Source organism: Actinokineospora alba, from assembly GCF_004362515.1.
In the GTDB taxonomy this organism is placed as follows: domain Bacteria; phylum Actinomycetota; class Actinomycetes; order Mycobacteriales; family Pseudonocardiaceae; genus Actinokineospora; species Actinokineospora alba.
In genome coordinates this window covers 213,722-229,930 of sequence record NZ_SNXU01000001.1, presented here as the reverse complement: position 1 = coordinate 229,930, position 16,209 = coordinate 213,722, and the positions used below count along the sequence as shown (strand labels likewise).

14 protein-coding genes are annotated in these 16,209 nt (G+C 70.5%); 9 read left to right on the top strand and 5 right to left on the bottom strand.

Annotated features, from left to right (window positions below; translation table 11 throughout):
* Nucleotides 1-11: 11 nt before the first annotated feature.
* Together C8E96_RS01050 and C8E96_RS01045 are read left to right on the top strand one after the other, a co-directional pair.
* Complete coding sequence (locus C8E96_RS01050; RefSeq protein WP_228769686.1) at nucleotides 12-2,591, top strand: CHAT domain-containing protein; 2,580 nt, start codon at nucleotides 12-14, stop codon at nucleotides 2,589-2,591.
* A 100-nt stretch (nucleotides 2,592-2,691) separates the two neighbouring features.
* Nucleotides 2,692-4,479 carry an AMP-dependent synthetase/ligase gene (locus C8E96_RS01045; RefSeq protein ID WP_091370713.1) on the top strand — a complete coding sequence of 596 codons (1,788 nt, stop codon included), beginning with the start codon at nucleotides 2,692-2,694 and terminating at the stop codon, nucleotides 4,477-4,479.
* Between the two features lie 764 nt (nucleotides 4,480-5,243).
* On the opposite strand, the gene C8E96_RS01035 is transcribed toward C8E96_RS01045, so the two are convergent.
* From C8E96_RS01035 to C8E96_RS01025, 3 genes are read right to left on the bottom strand one after another with little or no spacing between them, the layout of a single operon-like run.
* Nucleotides 5,244-6,266, bottom strand: coding sequence for an S-adenosylmethionine:tRNA ribosyltransferase-isomerase (locus C8E96_RS01035; RefSeq protein ID WP_091370715.1), 1,023 nt, complete (start codon nucleotides 6,264-6,266; stop codon nucleotides 5,244-5,246).
* A 23-nt stretch (nucleotides 6,267-6,289) separates the two neighbouring features.
* On the bottom strand, nucleotides 6,290-6,664 hold the full coding sequence (locus C8E96_RS01030; protein ID WP_091370717.1) for a VOC family protein: 375 nt from the start codon (nucleotides 6,662-6,664) through the stop codon (nucleotides 6,290-6,292).
* Complete coding sequence (locus C8E96_RS01025; protein WP_091370719.1) at nucleotides 6,661-7,338, bottom strand: SDR family NAD(P)-dependent oxidoreductase; 678 nt, start codon at nucleotides 7,336-7,338, stop codon at nucleotides 6,661-6,663. Before C8E96_RS01025 ends, C8E96_RS01030 begins: the two co-directional genes overlap by 4 nt.
* Nucleotides 7,339-7,482: 144 nt before the next feature.
* Here C8E96_RS01025 and C8E96_RS01020 point away from each other — a divergent pair, with 144 nt between their 5' ends.
* A complete protein-coding gene (locus C8E96_RS01020) occupies nucleotides 7,483-8,613 on the top strand; it encodes a GAF domain-containing sensor histidine kinase (RefSeq protein WP_228769687.1) in 1,131 nt (376 codons plus the stop codon).
* On the top strand, nucleotides 8,606-9,247 hold the full coding sequence (locus C8E96_RS01015; protein ID WP_091370723.1) for a response regulator: 642 nt from the start codon (nucleotides 8,606-8,608) through the stop codon (nucleotides 9,245-9,247). Before C8E96_RS01020 ends, C8E96_RS01015 begins: the two co-directional genes overlap by 8 nt.
* On the opposite strand, the gene C8E96_RS01010 is transcribed toward C8E96_RS01015, so the two are convergent.
* Complete coding sequence (locus C8E96_RS01010; RefSeq protein WP_091370724.1) at nucleotides 9,205-10,134, bottom strand: hypothetical protein; 930 nt, start codon at nucleotides 10,132-10,134, stop codon at nucleotides 9,205-9,207. The two genes, C8E96_RS01015 and C8E96_RS01010, sit on opposite strands and share 43 nt — an antisense overlap.
* 244 nt (nucleotides 10,135-10,378) lie before the next feature.
* Between C8E96_RS01010 and C8E96_RS01005 the strand changes: the two genes are divergently transcribed.
* From C8E96_RS01005 to C8E96_RS00985, 5 genes are read left to right on the top strand one after another with little or no spacing between them, the layout of a single operon-like run.
* Nucleotides 10,379-11,251, top strand: coding sequence for a hypothetical protein (locus tag C8E96_RS01005; RefSeq protein ID WP_091370726.1), 873 nt, complete (start codon nucleotides 10,379-10,381; stop codon nucleotides 11,249-11,251).
* Nucleotides 11,252-11,295: 44 nt separating this feature from the next.
* The gene (locus C8E96_RS01000) at nucleotides 11,296-12,213 is read left to right on the top strand and encodes a LysR family transcriptional regulator (protein WP_091370728.1); all 918 of its coding nucleotides are present in this window, start codon (nucleotides 11,296-11,298) and stop codon (nucleotides 12,211-12,213) included.
* A 41-nt stretch (nucleotides 12,214-12,254) separates the two neighbouring features.
* A complete protein-coding gene (locus tag C8E96_RS00995) occupies nucleotides 12,255-13,256 on the top strand; it encodes an efflux RND transporter periplasmic adaptor subunit (RefSeq protein ID WP_091370730.1) in 1,002 nt (333 codons plus the stop codon).
* A 1-nt stretch (nucleotide 13,257) separates the two neighbouring features.
* Nucleotides 13,258-13,956 carry an ABC transporter ATP-binding protein gene (locus tag C8E96_RS00990; protein ID WP_091370731.1) on the top strand — a complete coding sequence of 233 codons (699 nt, stop codon included), beginning with the start codon at nucleotides 13,258-13,260 and terminating at the stop codon, nucleotides 13,954-13,956.
* The gene (locus tag C8E96_RS00985) at nucleotides 13,956-15,266 is read left to right on the top strand and encodes an ABC transporter permease (protein ID WP_091370733.1); all 1,311 of its coding nucleotides are present in this window, start codon (nucleotides 13,956-13,958) and stop codon (nucleotides 15,264-15,266) included. The genes C8E96_RS00990 and C8E96_RS00985 overlap by 1 nt, the downstream gene beginning before the upstream one ends.
* Here C8E96_RS00985 and C8E96_RS00980 read toward each other — a convergent pair.
* Nucleotides 15,263-16,153, bottom strand: a complete 891-nt coding sequence (locus tag C8E96_RS00980; RefSeq protein ID WP_091370735.1) for a threonine/serine dehydratase — start codon at nucleotides 16,151-16,153, stop codon at nucleotides 15,263-15,265. The genes C8E96_RS00985 and C8E96_RS00980 overlap by 4 nt on opposite strands.
* Nucleotides 16,154-16,209 lie beyond the last annotated feature (56 nt).

The following is a 16,209-nucleotide window of genomic DNA, read 5'->3' as shown; positions in this document are numbered from 1 at the left end:
TGGTGCCCCCTGTGAACCAGCGGGCACTGCGGCGGGCGGCCGGGTTGCACTCCCGGGCGCGGGAAGCGGTGTACGGCTACGACTTCGCTCGCGCGAGAGCGCAGCTGGAGCAAGCGCTCGCCGTGCTCGCGGACGCCCCGGCGCCGGACCACGTCGATCTCATCCCGATGCGGGTCCGCGTCCTGGTGACCGCCGCGTACGCCGACACGGAGATCGGCCGGGTCGACCTCGGCCTGGGCAGGCTCGACATCGCCGACCGGCTCGTCGACGACATCGCCGACCCCGGGCAGCGGACCGAACTGGCCGGGCTTTCCTTGGAGCAGCGCGGATTCCTGCTCATCCGGGTCGGGCGGTCCGAAGAGGGGCTGCAGATCCTCGAGCAGGCCGCGGAGGTGCTGGAACGCAGCCTCGCGGACGGCATCGGCGAGGCCAGCGTCCTAGCGATCCTGTACCTCAACCGCAGCCTCGCCCACATCATGAACGGCCAGCCGGACGCCGCGACGGCCGAACTCAACCGGTGCGTCGAGTTGTCCGAGCGCTACGACCTCGACCCGACGATCAGCTACAAGGCCAAGCACAACCTCGGCTACGTCGCCTACATGTCCGGGGACATGCCGACCGCGCTGCGCCGATACGAGGACAACGCCCGGCTCTGCCGCCGAAGCGCGCTCAGCCTGCTTCCCGTGGTGCTGCTCGACCAGGCCCGCGCGATGCTCGCCGCCGGGTTGGCGGAGGAGGCCGCGCGCACCCTCGACGAGGCGCTGCCGCTGTTCCGCAAGCAGCGGGGCGGGCAGGACGCCGCCGAGGCAGAGATCGCCCGCGCCGCCGCGGCCCTGCTCGACGGCGACACCGAACTCGCGCGGCGCCGCGCCCGGATCGCCGAGCGGAGCTTCGCCAAGCGGGGAAACGCCCGCTGGGCGGCGATCGCCGCGCTGACCGGTATCCGCGCGAGGACGAAGACGGCGCTGCGCACCGGGCGCGTGCGGCAGACCCTCGTCGAGGAAGCCATCAAGCTGGCCGAGAGCCTGCGGGCGCTCATGCTCGAAGACGAGATGGCCTTGGCCCTGCTCCTCGCGATCCGGCTGGAACTGCGCCGCGGCGACGTCGGGGCCGCCGAGGTGCTGCTGGACATGGTGCCGCGGGCGAGTTCGATGACGCCCATCGACCACAAGATGCTGTTGCGGCTGTGCCGGGCGGAGATCGCCGTGGCCCGTGGCCGCACGCGCTCCGCCCTCGCGGAGGCGTCGGCGGGCCTGGGGGAACTGGGCCGGGTGCGTGACCGCATGGGCGGCATGGAACTGGTCTGCGGGACGGCCCTGCACGGGCAGGAACTCGGCGAGTTGGCCGTGCGGCTCGTGCTTGACCGGCCCCGCCCCGACCCGCGGCAGCTCTTCGGCTGGCTCGAGCGCACCCGAGCGCAGGTGTACCGCTACGAGCCGCTGCCCGCCATCGATGACCCGATCGTCGCGGAGAAGGCCGCCGAACTGCGCACCCTGCGCCGGGCGGTGCAGACGTTCCGGCTCGACGGCAGGCCGTCGAGCCGGTTGGAGAAGCAGACCGCGGCCCTGGAACGGGAGGTGCTGCGGCTGGGTTGGTCGTCGAGCACCTGGGGACGCCCCCGTCCGGTGGCCCGGCTCGACGAGGTGACCGACACGCTCGGCGACCGTGCGCTGGTGTCCCTCGCGACCTCGCGCGGCGCCTTGGTGGCCGTTGTGGTGACGAGGTCGCGGGTGCGCATGGTGCGGCTGGACTCCTCGGCCACCGCCGACGAGCAGGCCGCCCGCCTGCACGCGGACCTCGACGCCCTCGCGCCGGACACGCTGCCCGCGCCGGTGATCGAGGTCGTCAAGGGCTCGGCCGCACGCAGCGCGGGCGAGCTCGACGCGCAGATCGTCCGGCCGCTGCTCAGCCTGGTCGGCGACCGTGAGCTGATCATCGTGCCGACCGGGGCGCTGTACGCCGTGCCGTGGGGGAGTCTGCCCTCGCTGCGGGCGCGGCCGCTAGTCGTGGCGCCCTCCGCGACGGCGTGGCTCGCGGCGTCCACGACCGCCGCGGCGACCGGCCGCGCCGTCCTCGCCCGCGGCCCGATGCTGACCGGCGATGTGGTCGAGCAGGACAAGCTGCGCTCGGTCTACCCGCGGGCCACCATGCTGGAGGGGGAGGGGGCGACTGTCGCCGAGGTGCTCAACGCCCTCGACGGCGCAGAGCTCGCGCATTTCGCCGCGCACGGCGAGCACGAGCCGACCAACGCGCTGTTCTCCCGGCTGGAGCTGGCCGACGGGCCGCTGTTCGCCTATGAGGTCGCCCGGCTGCGGCAGCCGCCGCGGCAGGTGGTGCTCGCGGCGTGCGAGCTGGCGCTGAACTACGTCCGCCCCGGCGACGAGGCCCTCGGATACGCGGGCGCCCTGCTCGCGGGCGGCGTCCAGACCGTCGTCGCCGCGACCAGCCGGGTCGGCGACGCCGCGGCCGCGGGGGCGATGGTCGAGTACCACGAGCGGCTCGCCTCGGGGGTGGCCCCGGCTCGGGCGCTGGCGGAGTCGATCGCCCAGGACCCGTTCCGCAGGCCGTTCATCTGCCTGGGCGCGGGCTGATTCCGGACCGAATCGGACGAATCGGCCATAGACAGCGGGCGACGGTTCTGAATACGATCACGCCCCTGTGTGACCAGTCACAAAGGTCGAGAGGCGAGCCATGAGCCAAACCCTGTGCGAGGCATTCCAGGCGACGGCGAAGGAGATCCCGAACCTCGTCGCGCTGCGCACGACCGGCGACGCGGTGTCGATCAAGTGGCAGGAGTACGCCGACCGGGTCCGCCGCATCGCCGCCGGCCTCGCCGCGCAGGGCGTCAAGCGGGGCGACACGGTCGGGATCATGCTCACCAACCGCCCGGAGTTCCACCTGGTCGACACGGGCGCGCTGCACCTGGGCGCGGTGCCGTTCTCCGTCTACAACACCAGCGCCCCCGAGCAGCTCGCGTACGTGTTCTCCAACGCGGGCAACAGCGTCGTCGTCACCGAGAAGGCCTTCCTCCCGACCCTGCGCGCCACCGGCGCCGACCTGAAGATCGTCTGCGTCGACGGTGCCGAGGAAGGCACGACGACGCTCGCCGACCTCGAGGCCGCCGGCGACCCCGACTTCGACTTCGAAGCCGCCTGGCGCGCCGTCGAACCCGGCGACCTGGCCACGATCATCTACACCTCCGGCACCACCGGCCCGCCCAAGGGCGTCGAGCTGACCCACCGCAACGTCCTCGCCGTCGCCGACGCCGTCCGCAGCGCGTACGAGGTCGACCCCGGCGACCGGGTGTTGTCGTTTCTCCCGTCAGCCCACATCGCCGACCGGGTGATCTCGCACTACCTGTCGATGCTGTTCGGCACCATCGTCACCTCCGTCGCCGACCCCAAGCAGCTCGCGGCCGCCCTCCCGGACGCCCGCCCACACGTGTTCTTCGCCGTCCCCCGCGTCTGGCAGAAGTTCAAGCTCGCCATCGAGACCGGACTGGCCGCCGAGCCCAGCGGCGCCAAGCGCAAGATCGCCGGCTGGGCCCTCGACGTCGGCCGCAAGGTCGCGAAGCTGCAACTGGCGGACGAACCCGTCCCCGCCGCGCTCGGCTTCCAGCACAAGCTCGCCGACAAGCTCGTGCTGTCCAAGCTCCGGAAGAAGCTGGGCCTGGACGAGGCCAAGGTCCCCGCCTCCGGCGCCGCCGCCATCCCGGTGGACACGATGGAGTACTTCTGGGGCATCGGCATCCCCGTGTACGAGATCTGGGGCATGTCGGAGACGGGTGGCCTGGGCACCTCCTGCCGGGCGGGCCAGGTCAAACTGGGCACCGTAGGCACCCCGGTACACGGCGCCGAGGTAACCCTTGCCGACGACGGCGAACTCCTCATCCGAGCGGCGTCGGTCATGCGCGGCTACCGAAACGACCCCACCCGCACAGCGGAGACGATCGACACCGACGGCTGGGTCCACACCGGCGACATCGGCGTGATCGACGCGGACGGGTACGTGACGATCGTGGACCGCAAGAAGGAACTGATCATCAACTCGTCGGGCAAGAACATGTCCCCGACGAACATCGAGAACGCGGTCAAGGCAGCCAGCTCCCTCATCGGCCAGGTAGTGGCGATCGGCGACGACCGCCCGTACGTGTCGGCACTGATAGTCGTAGACCAGGACGCCGCCGCCGGCCTCGCCGCGAAACACGGCCTGGACGCCACCTCGCCCAGTGCGGTCCTCAACCACGAGGCCGTACGAACCTTGATCACCGACGCGGTCCGCAAGGGCAACGCCACCCTTTCCCGGGTGGAACAGATCAAACGGTTCCGCATTGTCCCCGGCTTCTGGGAACCAGGCGGCGACGAACTCACGCCCACACTGAAGCTGCGCCGCAAGCCCATCGCGGAGAAGTACGCCCACGACATCGACGACCTCTACGCGGACTCCCCAACGCCGGAGACCATCAACGTCGGCTCCTGATCTTGAGCCGGCTCCACGTCTCCGTGGAGCCGGCTGCCGCCTCGCACGCGCTTGCGCGCCCCGTGCCCGACTCCTCCTGCCCGACCGCTGCCGGTCCGACTCCGGTCAGCCCGACCGCGGCAACCTGACCGCTGCCAGTACTCCGGTCAGCTTGACCGCCGCCAACCCGACCCGACTGCTTGGCCTGCCTGTCCGGCCGGTCTGCTTTGGCCTGCCTGCCTGGCCCCACCCTCCTCATGTCGTCGTGGCAATGCTGGGGGCAAGCGAGCGCACTGCGGTGATCCGCAGCCGGATCGGCCAGCCTGCTCGGCTCAGCCGGCCCTGCCAGCTCTGCCTTGCCCAGCCGGCCTAGCCGGCCCTGCCAGCCCTGCCTGCCTGCCCGGCCCTGCCTGCCCGGCCCTGCCTGCCCGGCCCTGCCCAGCCAGCCCAGCTGGCCCTGCCAGCTCTGCCTTGCCCAGCTGGCCTAGCCGGCCCTGCCAGCCCTGCCTGCCTGCCCGGCCCTGCCTGCCCGGCCCTGCCCAGCCAGCCCAGCTGGCCCTGCCAGCTCTGCCTTGCCCAGCTGGCCTAGCCGGCCCTGCCAGCCTGCCCGGCCCAGCCTGCCTGCCCGGGCCCAGCAGCCTGGCCCGCCCGGCCCGTCTGCCGGGGTCTGCCTGGCCCGCCTGCTGTGGTCCGCCGGTCGCTCGACGCCCATTCCCTGTTGTGCTTATGCCTGGCCGGCCTATCACTCCTTTCCGTGCCTTGTCGGCGTTCGCCGGGGAGGGGCGTCATGGGATCAGCAGGTTGAGGTCGCCGAATTCGTGCCACAGGTAGCCGGCTTCGATGGCCTCTTGGTAGCACTCCCGCAGTAATCGGCGGCCGGCTACGGCTTCGAGCATGTCGAGGTGGGATGCGCGGGGCTCGTGGAAGCCGGTGAGGAGGCCGTCGGTCACGGTGACGCCGCGTTCCGGGGTGATGATCAGGTCCGTCCAGCCCTCGGCCGCCTTGACGGTTCCGTCCGGGGCCACGGCGCTTTCCACGGCTCGTACCGCTGTGGTGCCGATCGCGATGACGCGGCCGCCGGTGGTGCGGGTGTCGTTGATCAGGGTCGCGGAGGACGCCGGGACGCGGAACCGTTCCGGGTAGGGGCGTTCGTGTGCTTCCTGCGAGGCGACGCCGGTGTGGAGTAGGACTGGGGCGATGCGTACTCCCTTGGTCACCAGGGTGGTGACCATGCGGTCAGTGAACGGTCTGGACGCGCTCGGCATTTCGGCGCTGCCGGGTTCGGTGCCGAAAACGGTTTGGTAGTAGGCGATCGGCCAGTCTCGGGGCACGTACCCGTAGCGGATAGGCGACCCGACTGCCCGCAGGTAGCCGATGACGGATCCGAACGGCCCCCGGTCGACCTCCGCCTCCCACAGCCGGTCCCGCGAGTACGGACGCGTCAACGTCACCGAGCCGCCGGCGGGAAGGGCGTACCTCCGCCCGGCCACGCCGTCGCGGTAGCGCGCTGTCGTCTTCCCTTGGGCCTGCCGAAGTTCCACCAGCCAGGAACCGTCGCGTAGCTCTGTCGAGAAGTGCACCGAGAGGTCGGTGTCGGGGACCTTGACCGCCGCCGGGACGGTCGCCGAGGTGTTGACGACGAGCAGATCACCCGCACGCAGGGCGCTGGGCAGGTCGGCGAACCGCCTGTGGTCGACCGACGATCCGGTGCCGACGAGCAGTCGCACGCCGTCTCGGGAGAGTCCGCGCGCTTCCGGCGGCTCGTGTGCCTCCAGCTCCGAAGGAAGCTCGAACTCCATTGTGGACATTTGAATGTCCGGTGATGCGTTCCTCATCGTCCCCCAGTGCTCCTCTCCTCGGTCCACACCATGACCTCGACCCCGCCAGGGCCGGAAACCTCGAACCCGTAATGCCCGCGCGGGTACCGCCCGGGCGCCCGGGTGAGCGAGTCCCGCCCCATCTCCGCGAGCCGCGAGTCGACGTCGGCGACCGTGGGCAGCTCGAACGCCAGTGGTCCTTGTCCGGAGCGGCGTCGAACCGGGCTGACCAACTCGATGAACGCGCCAGGGGTGACCTGGATGACCGATCCGCGTTCCTCCGAAGTGGACCAACTGTCCACTTCGGAAAGCCCGAGCCGGTCCAGGTAGAACCTTCGGGCCGGGTCGATGTCGGCCGCCTCGAAGGGAATCCACAGGGCCCGGGTCACGCCGGCTCCGTGAGCCGGTACCGGCCGGACTCGGGGCGGTCCGCCAGCAGCTTGAGCATCGCGGGGACCACCGTGGCGGGCAGCGGCCGGTCGCTGATGTCCTCGCCGGGGAAGGCGTCCTGGTGCATCTGGGTTCGCAGGTCGCCCGGGTCGGTCCACCAGACGCGGACTCCTGGCTCCTCGGCGGCGAGCACGTTGCTGAGCTGCTCCACCGCCGCCTTCGACGAGCCGTACCCTCCCCAGCCTTCGTACGGCTCGACTGCCGCGTCCGAGGTGAGGTTGACCAGCGCGCCCGCTCGCTCGCGCAGTCCGGGAAGCGCGAGCTGAGTCAACGCGAGCAGGGCGACGACGTTGACCTCGAACACCTCGCGCAGAGCGTCCAGGGGGTACTCGGCCAGCTTCGGAAGTGGGCTCGGGCCGAGGCCGCCGGCGTTGTTGATCAGCAGGTCGACTCCGCCGAGCGCGTCGGCGGCGGCTATCAGGTCCGCGCGATGACCTGGGTCGGTGATGTCGCCCGGCACGATGGTCACCGACTTGGGCAGGGCGGCGGCGGCTTCGGCGAGTGCGGTGGCGCCGCGGGCGTCGAGAACAAGGTCCCAGCCTTCGCCTGCTAGTCCGGCCGCGAGTGCCTGGCCCAGGCCGCGGGACGCGCCGGTGATGATGGCGACGGGCATGTCGGTCCTTTCGTCGATCGTCGTTTGACGTGATCGACGTTAGGCCGGTCGGGGCCGGCAGCCATCGGACCAGAGATGGCTCTTTTCTAAGACTTTAGTCCTAGGACCAGGGGCTTTGTCGGTCCTCGTGGGTACCTTGAAATGGTGACCGGAATCGACCGAGACGAACTGCGTGAGGTGAGCGCCGCCGTGCTGGCGGTCGCCACCCACCTCGAGGTGCGCGACGTCCTCCAGACGATTCTGACCTCCGCGCGAAGGCTTGTGGGCGCCCGGTACGCGGCGCTCGGCGTGCCCGACAAGAACGGTGGGTTCGCCGAGTTCCTCGCCGACGGCATCAGCGACGAGCAGTGGGCCGAGATCGGCCCGGTGCCCCGCCAGCACGGCCTCCTCGGCGTCCTGCTGTCCGACCCCCACCCGGTCCGGCTCGACGACATCCGGGCGCACCCCGAGTTCGGTTGGTGGCCCGCGGCGCATCCGGTGCTGACGGACTTCCTCGGGGTGCCGATCACCGATGGCGACGAGATCCTCGGCGAGATCTTCGTCGCCAACAAAGAGGTGCCGGGCGGTTTCACCGCCCAGGACGAGGAACTCCTCGCGCTGCTCGCGTCCCATGCGGCGATCGCGCTGGTCAACGCCCGGTTGTACGAGCGCAGCCGCGAGTTGTCCATTGTGGAGGAGCGCAACCGCATCGCGCGGGAGTTGCACGACTCGGTCACCCAGAAGCTGTTCAGCCTCCGGCTCACCGCGGAGGCGGCCGCCGCCCTGCTGGACCGCGACCTCGATCGCGCGCGAGCCGAGATGGACACCGTGCGCAAGCTCGCCGCGGCCGCCACGGACGAGTTGTCGGCGGTCGTCATCGGGCTCCGTTCGCCCGATCTCGCAGGCGACGGTCTGGACATCGCGTTGCGCAAGCAGGCCGACCTGTTGAACCGCGTCCACGACGCGGCCGTGCGGTTCAGCAGCCGGGACGTGCCGAGGCTGACCTCGGCGAGAGAGGAGGCGGTGTATCGAATCGCGCAAGAGGCGCTGCACAACGCGTTGCGCCACGCCCAAGCGGACGAGATCGAGATCGACGTGTCTTTCCGCGCCCAGCTGCTCGTGGTGAGGGTCAAGGACGACGGCATCGGGTTCGACACCTCGCCGTCCGGTCAGACGTCGCGCAGGCTGGGGCTTTCGTCGATGCGCGAGCGCGCGCGAGCGGCGGGCGGCCGGTTGAAGGTCACCTCGGAGCGTCCCGGTGGGACGACCGTGCTGCTGGAGGTGCCCGTTGACTGACGACATCAAGGTCCTGATCGTCGACGACCACCCGGTGGTGCGCCAGGGGCTGCGCACCTTCCTGGACTTGCAGGACGACATCACCGTGATCGGCGAGGCCTTCGACGGCGCGTCCTGCGTTGCCGAGGCGGAGCGGTTGAACCCGGACGTGATCCTGCTCGACCTGCGCATGCCGGGCACGGATGGCGTGTTCGCGCTGCGCGGTCTGCGCGACAGGGCGAATCCCGCGCGGGTACTGGTGATCACCAGCTTCGCCGATCCCTCCGCGATCGTTCCCGCGGTCCGCGCGGGCGCGGCCGGCTATGTCTACAAAGACGTCGATCCGCGGGCGCTTGCGGCGGCCATCAGGTCGGTCCACGCAGGCCACGTGTTGCTGCACCCGGACGTGGCCCGCCTGCTCGCCGAAGGCGACTCGAGGCCAAGCGACCTGAAGCTGACCTCGCGGGAGTCGGAGGTGTTGGAGGCTGTCGTTCGTGGACTGTCCAACCGGGAGATAGCCAAGAAGTTCGACCTGTCCGAGAAGACCGTGAAATCCCATATGAGCGCGATCCTGGCCAAACTGGGCCTGCAGGACCGCACTCAGGCCGCGCTCTACGCCGTACGAACGGGGTTGGTGTCTCTGGCCGGGAAATGAACCACGCCGTAGATGGCGACCACCCCGGCCGACACCAAGGCGACCAAGCCGACGAGGTTGGCGACATCGGCGAGTAGTGGTGCGGAGAACGGCGAGACGCCGAGCGCCGACTCGACACCGGTGGTCACGGCCAACAGGCCGTACCCCGTGGTGCCCAGTTGTACGACGCGCAGCCGGAGCAGGTCCGTCCACCGGGTGAAGCCCAACAGCCAGGCGATGCCGGGCAGAACGAGGACCGCGTGCATGGCGACCGCGTGGATCGGTTTGAACGCGCCCGCCGTCGTGTACGCGAGGTCGGGGTCGCCCGCGTTCACCGCGCTGACTCCCCGCACGATCATGGCCGCGCCGACCAGCAAGGCCACGACCAGGAGCAGCAACCCGGCACGCACAGCCAAGCGCATGTCCGGCCGTGCGACCGAGTCCGGTCGCAGCGCCGCCACCGTGACGGTCAGGACGGAGATGAGGATCAGTCCGCCGCCAATGGCGAGCGAGGTGGCGATCACCCGGTCGAATCCGGTCTCACTGTTGAAGTGCGATGGCACCCCACGCCACGCCTGCAGGGAGATCAGCCCGACCTCCACGACGCTCGCCGCCGTGAACAACCACAGCGTCGCCGACCGCGCTCGCTCGCTCTGCCGAATCCAGGTGGTGACCCACACCAGGGTGATCAAGGCCAAGCCGAACGAGAGACCGAAGGTGACGGGTTTGCGCCAGGACACCGGCCCCTCCCACGGGCCGCCGTCGACCAGGAACACCCCGAAATGCGCGAGACCGGAGAGAAAGAGACAGGCACCCACGACATAGCCGATCCGCTCGACCGCCCTGCCCTGTGTCCACGCCCCACGCAGCGAGGACAGCATCAACCGGGTCTGCCCCTCCGAGACCATGGCGCCCACCTCCCCGTCACGGCCGCCAACGTATCCGCCACCGGCTGAGAACGCTGAGAATCCAGACGGCCCGAGGCTTCGGGGGACCGGTCAGCCATGGAGTGACCCAGCCGTTCGCGGGTTGTCATCGCCTTGCCCCTCAGCGACACTGCAGATCCTGCTGATTGACGAAACCGGCACGCATTCGGTGAATACCCGCTGTTCGCCCACGTCCCGGTCGCGAGGGTTCGGAGGTTCTGCCCGCATGCGCAAGCTGCACTGGGCCAGTTGGGCCGCGCTCGGGGCGGCGGTGTTGGTCGCTGTGGTGGCGATTGTCTTCGTCGTGATGCGCTCCTCGACCGGTACGTCGCCCCACCAGAACATGGGCTCGCCGATGACGCTGGCCGCGCACAGTGACGGGCTGTCGGACTTCGAGAACGGCTTCCGCTTCGAGCCGGTCACCCTGCCCACGACCCGGGGCGACGCGGTGCCGGTGGCGTTCCGAATCCTGGGACCGTCCGGGAAGCCGGAGACCCAGTTCCAGCTCAATGCCACCAAGCAGTTGCACTTCTTCGTCGTCCGCGACGACATGCAGGGCTACCAGCACCTGCATCCGGAACTCGTGGGGGACACCTGGAAGGTCGCGGTCGCCATCGCCGACGGCGGCGCGTATCGGATGTTCGCCGAGTTCATCCCGATGAACACCACGGACACCACGCACCCGGTCGTCCTGGGCCTGCCCTTCGCGATCGCCGGTGACACCGCGACCGTCGAGATCCCGGCCCCCGCTGCCGAGGCCGACGCCGGTTCGGGCTACCGAATCGTGCGTCCGGAGGGTGCGGCCACCGTCGCCGTCCGCCAGCCGACGATCCTGCGGTTCTCCCTGCGCGGCCCCGACGGCAAGCCCCTCGACACCGTCGACCCGCACCTCGGCGCCTACGGCCACATGACGGGCTTCCACACCGCCCTGTTGTCGGCCACCCACCTGCACCCGCGCGAACCGCTGGGCGCCCCGCTGATCAACGGCGAACTCACCTTCCAGGCGCTGTTCGGCGAACGCGGCGAGTACCGCCTGTTCCTGGAGTTCAACCGCGACGGCCAGGTCCACCGAGGGGCGTTCACGGTCTTCGTATCCTGAAGCTCCGCTAATGGCTGACGCCCGAAGAGCGTTAGCCTTGCTTCATGTTCGACCTCGTACGACTCCGTGTCCTGCGCACTGTCGCTGACCAGGGCACCCTCGCCGCGGCTGCCGACGTCCTGCACCTGACCCCTTCGGCGGTCTCGCAGCAGATGGCGAAACTGGAGCGCGAGGCCCGCTGTGTGCTCATCGAGCGGCACGGCAGGCGGGTCCGGCTCACCGAAGAGGGCAGGCTGCTCGCGGAGCACGCCGAACGCATACTCGGCGCGGTCGAGCAGGCCGAGGCCGACCTGGAGGAGCGCCGCGGCGAGGTCCTCGGCGACTTCACCGTCGCCGCGTTCCCCACCGCCGCGCGCGGGCTGCTGCCCAGGGTGCTGGCGGCGATGAACGAGCGCTACCCGCGGCTGCGTCTTGGCCTGCGGGAGGTCGAACCGTATGACGCCATCGCCCAACTCGCCCGCGGCGACGTCGACCTCGCGATCGCCCAGGACTGGGTCAATGTCCCGATCGCCATCTCCGACCGCCTGCGCTCCCATGACATCGGCCATGACCTGATCGATGTGGCCCTTCCGGCAGGCCATCGGCTGGCCGACGCGGCCACTGTGGCGCTGTCGGACCTCGTCGGTGAGCGCTGGATCGCGTCCACGGCCGGGACCATCTGCCACGACTGGCTCACGAGCACCTTCCGCGGCGCCGGGCACGAGCCCGACATCGCCCATCAGGCCGTCGAATTCCCCACCCAGCTCGGTCTGGTCGCCGCGGGCCTCGGTGTGGCGCTCATGCCCCGGCTGGCGGGCGATCACGTGCCCGACGGCGTCCGCCTCCGCCCGGTCGAACCCGCCATGTCACGGCGGGTTTTCGCCGTCTGGCGGGAGGAGAGCGGCCGCAAGCCCGCCGTCCGCGCTTTCGTGGAAATGGCGGTCGAGCAGTGGCGCGAACATCACTATTCACTGCATGTATAGACTGAGCGAGTACCGGGCAATTCGACTCTCTGGGGGTACCGGTGGACTCACGAATCTGCGCGGCGGTCGTCGCCGCCGTCTTGACCCTCGCGGGGTGTACGTCATCCGACGCGCCGCCGCCCGTGCCCGGCTTCGCCGACCGCGGCACGACCATGACCACGGCCAAGCTCACCCGACAGGACCTGACCAACAAGGTCAGCCTCACCGGCAAGGTCACGCTCAACCCGATCTTCGGCCTCGTCGCGCCGAGCGACGGCCAGGTCCGCTACGTCGAGGTGAAGGCGCCGACAAGCACGCCCACCAAGCCGACTCGCGCGGGCGCGGTGTGGGCGTCGGGCAAGCCCACGCACGTCGACGTCCCCGCGGGCGCGGTCTTCGCGGGTCGCCTCGTCGCGGACAAGTCGTCGGTGACCACGGGCATGCCGATCGTCTCCGCGACCCACGTCGGATACGGCATCGTGGCCGACATCGATGGCGCGCAGGCATACCAGCTGTCCGACGCGCTGACCTCGGTGCGTGCGCAGATCAAGAGCGGACCCGGCCCGTTCGACTGCCGTGTCCTGGGCACCATCGCCGCGCTTCCCGCGGGCACCATCCCGGAGCCGCCCGCGCCGGACCCCGCGCCGCAGCAGCCGAACCCGGACCCGAACGCGCAGCAGCCGCCGCCGCAGCCCAAGCCGCAGGCCGAGCAGCCGCAGAGCAAGCCGTCGGAGGCCACCGGCATGCGTCTGGTCTGCACCGCGCCCGCCGACGTGAAGCTGATCAACGGAGCCGCCGCCACCATCGAGGTGATCACCGAGACGGCGAAGCAGGTGCTCGTCGCGCCGGTCGAGGCGGTCGCGGGCAAGCAGGGCCGCGGCAAGGTCGACGTCATGGGGCCGGACGGCGCACGCCAGACCAAGGACGTCGTCCTCGGCCTGACCGACGGCCGGGTCGTGCAGATCAAGTCCGGCCTGACCGGCGACGAGACGCTGGCCGTGCCCGGCCCGAATCTGCCGCCGGGCCCGCCCGAGCAGAACGCCCAGCCCGGTATGGGGTCCTGACATGACGCCCCTGATCGAGTTGCACGGACTCACCAAGACGCTGAAGGGGCAGGGCGAACCGCGGCCGATCCTGACCGGCGTCGACCTCTCCGTCCACAGTGGCGAGAGCGTGGCGATCCTGGGCCGCTCCGGCTCCGGCAAGAGCACGCTGCTGAGCCTGATCGGGCTGTTCGACCGGCCGGACGGCGGTCAGTACCTGCTCGGCGGGGTGGACATCAGCCGGGTGTCCGAGCGCCGCGCCGCGCGGCTGCGCAGTGACGAGTTCGGCTTCGTCTTCCAGCGCTTCTTCCTGCTCAAGCACCTCACCGCCGCGCAGAACGTCTCGATGGCGCTGGTCAACGGCCAGGGCTGGGCGGCGCGGCGCAAGCGGCGCGCGAAGGTCATGGCGGCGCTGGACATGGTCGGCATCGCGCACCTGGCCAAGCAGAAGCCGCAGCGTATGTCCGGCGGCGAGCAGCAGCGCGTGGCCATCGCCCGCGCGCTGGTCCGCGAACCGAAGATCCTGCTGGCCGACGAGCCGACCGGCGCGCTCGACACAGAGACCGGCGCCCACGTCATCGAGGTCCTGCACTCCGCGACCGCGCGTGGGTGCGGGCTCGTCCTGGTCACCCACGACCACGCGCACGCCAGCCGGATGGGTCGCGTGGTGCGACTGACCGACGGCAGGCTCGTGACCGAGCGGGCGGGGGTGTACGCCTGATGGCCCTGTCCGGTCGGTTCCGCTCCGCGCTCATCATCGGCGGACAAGGCATCCGCGCGCGCAAACTGCGCACGCTGCTCTCGATGGTCAGTCTGTTCCTAGGCGTTCTAGCGGTGGTCACCGTGCAAGCCGGGGCGGAGATCGCCAACCGCGCGCTTCTCACCGACATCGAACTCGGCATGGGCAAGGACGGCACCGTCGTGCTGAACTTGCCCACGCACGAGGCGACGGTGCCGGTCATGACCGAGGTTCTCCGCGGCAGGCCGGAGATGGTCGGCCTGACCAGCACCATGGCGATCATCGGCGAACCGTCGGTCATGCCGATCAACCCGGGCGGGTCGCCGCTCAAGTACGCGGGCCAGGGCTACGGCGGCGCAATGATGGTCTGCGACCAGATGGGTTGCCACGAGCAGAAGTCCGATGACGGCCCACCTCCACCCGGCAAGGCGATCGAACTGCGCCTCGTCGGCCTGACCGGCGACATCCGCCAGTACCGGCCCTTCCACGCGGAGGCGGGTCGCTGGCTCGACTTCTCCGGCGAGCCGTCGCTATCGCCGGGACTGGTCTTGAACCGGGAAGCGGCCGCCGCCTTCACGCAGCACCGAATTCCCGCGGAGATGCGGATCGAGGGTTCGACGGCGAATCCGACCCCGCGCGTCCTCGGAGTCGTGCACGACGGCGACAGCTCTCCCGCGGCTTACGTCCGGGCTGACGAGCTGCTGAACTGGACCACGCCTGCTACTGGAAACCAGAACGGGCGCAACTCATTCGCCGTCTACATGCCGCCCGGGGTGACCGATGTGGAGCAGACGCTGCGTGCTCGGCTCGCCGCCCGCGGCGCGCCCGCCGACCAGATCCACGCGTACCAAGTCGAGTCCAAGAAGGAGATCGAATCCCAGCTCACGCTGATGCGGATGATCTTCCTCGCGATGGCCGTGCTGGTCCTGCTTATCGGGGTCGCGGGAATCCTCAACGTCGGTCTGGCCACTGTCGGCGAGCGCGTCGAGGAGTTCGCCCTGCGCCGCGCCGTCGGCACACCACGGCTGCTGCTGGCGGGAATCGTGCTCTCGGAAACGTTGATCATCGGCATGCTGACGGCGGGCGCCGCGATCGGTGTCGGGGCCGTCGGGCTCAAATTGGCGCCGATGGTGCTCGGCGGCCGGTTCGAGACGATGGGGGCCGACCTCGCGTTCCCGTGGCAGGCCGGGGTCGCGGGAGTGATCGCGGGTCTCGCCGCCGGTGTCCTCGGCGGTTTGCTTCCCGCGATCCGAGCGGCGCGCATTCCGATCGCGACAGTGATGCGCGCTTAGCTCGGTGACCACTCGGTGTTGGCGCCGCAGACGATGACGCAGGCGAGCTCGCCGGGCACCCGCCCGGCGAGCCACGCGGCGAACGGCACGGCGGCGGCGGGTTCGACGGCCAGCCGGAACTCCTCCCACAGCCGGTCGCGCGCGGCGAGCAGCTCGTCGTCGCTGACCAGCACCGACGTTGCTCCCGCGGACCGGAGGATCTCGAACGTGAGGTCGCCTGCCCGGGTCGCGCCGAGCGCGGACGCGGCGACCGAGTCGACCGTCGAGTCGACGGGGTGGCCCGCGGCGAACGCGTTGTGCATGGCCTGGCAGTTCTCGGGTTCGACCGCGACCACGGGCCTGCCGCCGCCCAGCACGGTGCCGGAGGCCAGCCCGCCGCCGCCGACCGCCACCACGAACGTGTCGATGTCGGGGGCATCCGCGATCGCTTCGGCCGCGCAGGTGCCCTGGCCGGCGATGACCAGCGGATGGTCGTACGCGGGCACGTAGAGCGCGCCGGTGCTGTTCGCCTCGGCCAGCGCCGCCGCGGAGGCCTCGCCGTACGAGTCGCCGCCCATGATCAGCTTCGCGCCCGCCGCCTCGATCCGCCGAGCCTTCGCCGGTGGGACGGACGCGGGGACGTACACGGTCGCGGGAATGCCGAGCACCCGTGCCGCCGTGGCCACGGCGAGCCCGTGGTTGCCGCCCGACGCGGTCACCACCGTCTCGGGGCGCTCACCGCCGAGCAGCGCGTTGAGCGCACCGCGGAACTTGAACGAGCCGGTGCGCTGCAGGTGCTCGAGTTTGAGGACCACCCGCCGACCGTCCACTTCGGAGCGAAGCAGTGGGGTGCGGCGGAGGTGCGGCGCGATGCGGTCGGCGGCCTTGATTACTTCACTGCGGTCCACGAGTCATGCTAACCGCGGCCGGTCGGTGTGCGTCGGCGTCGCCTGATCGACCACAC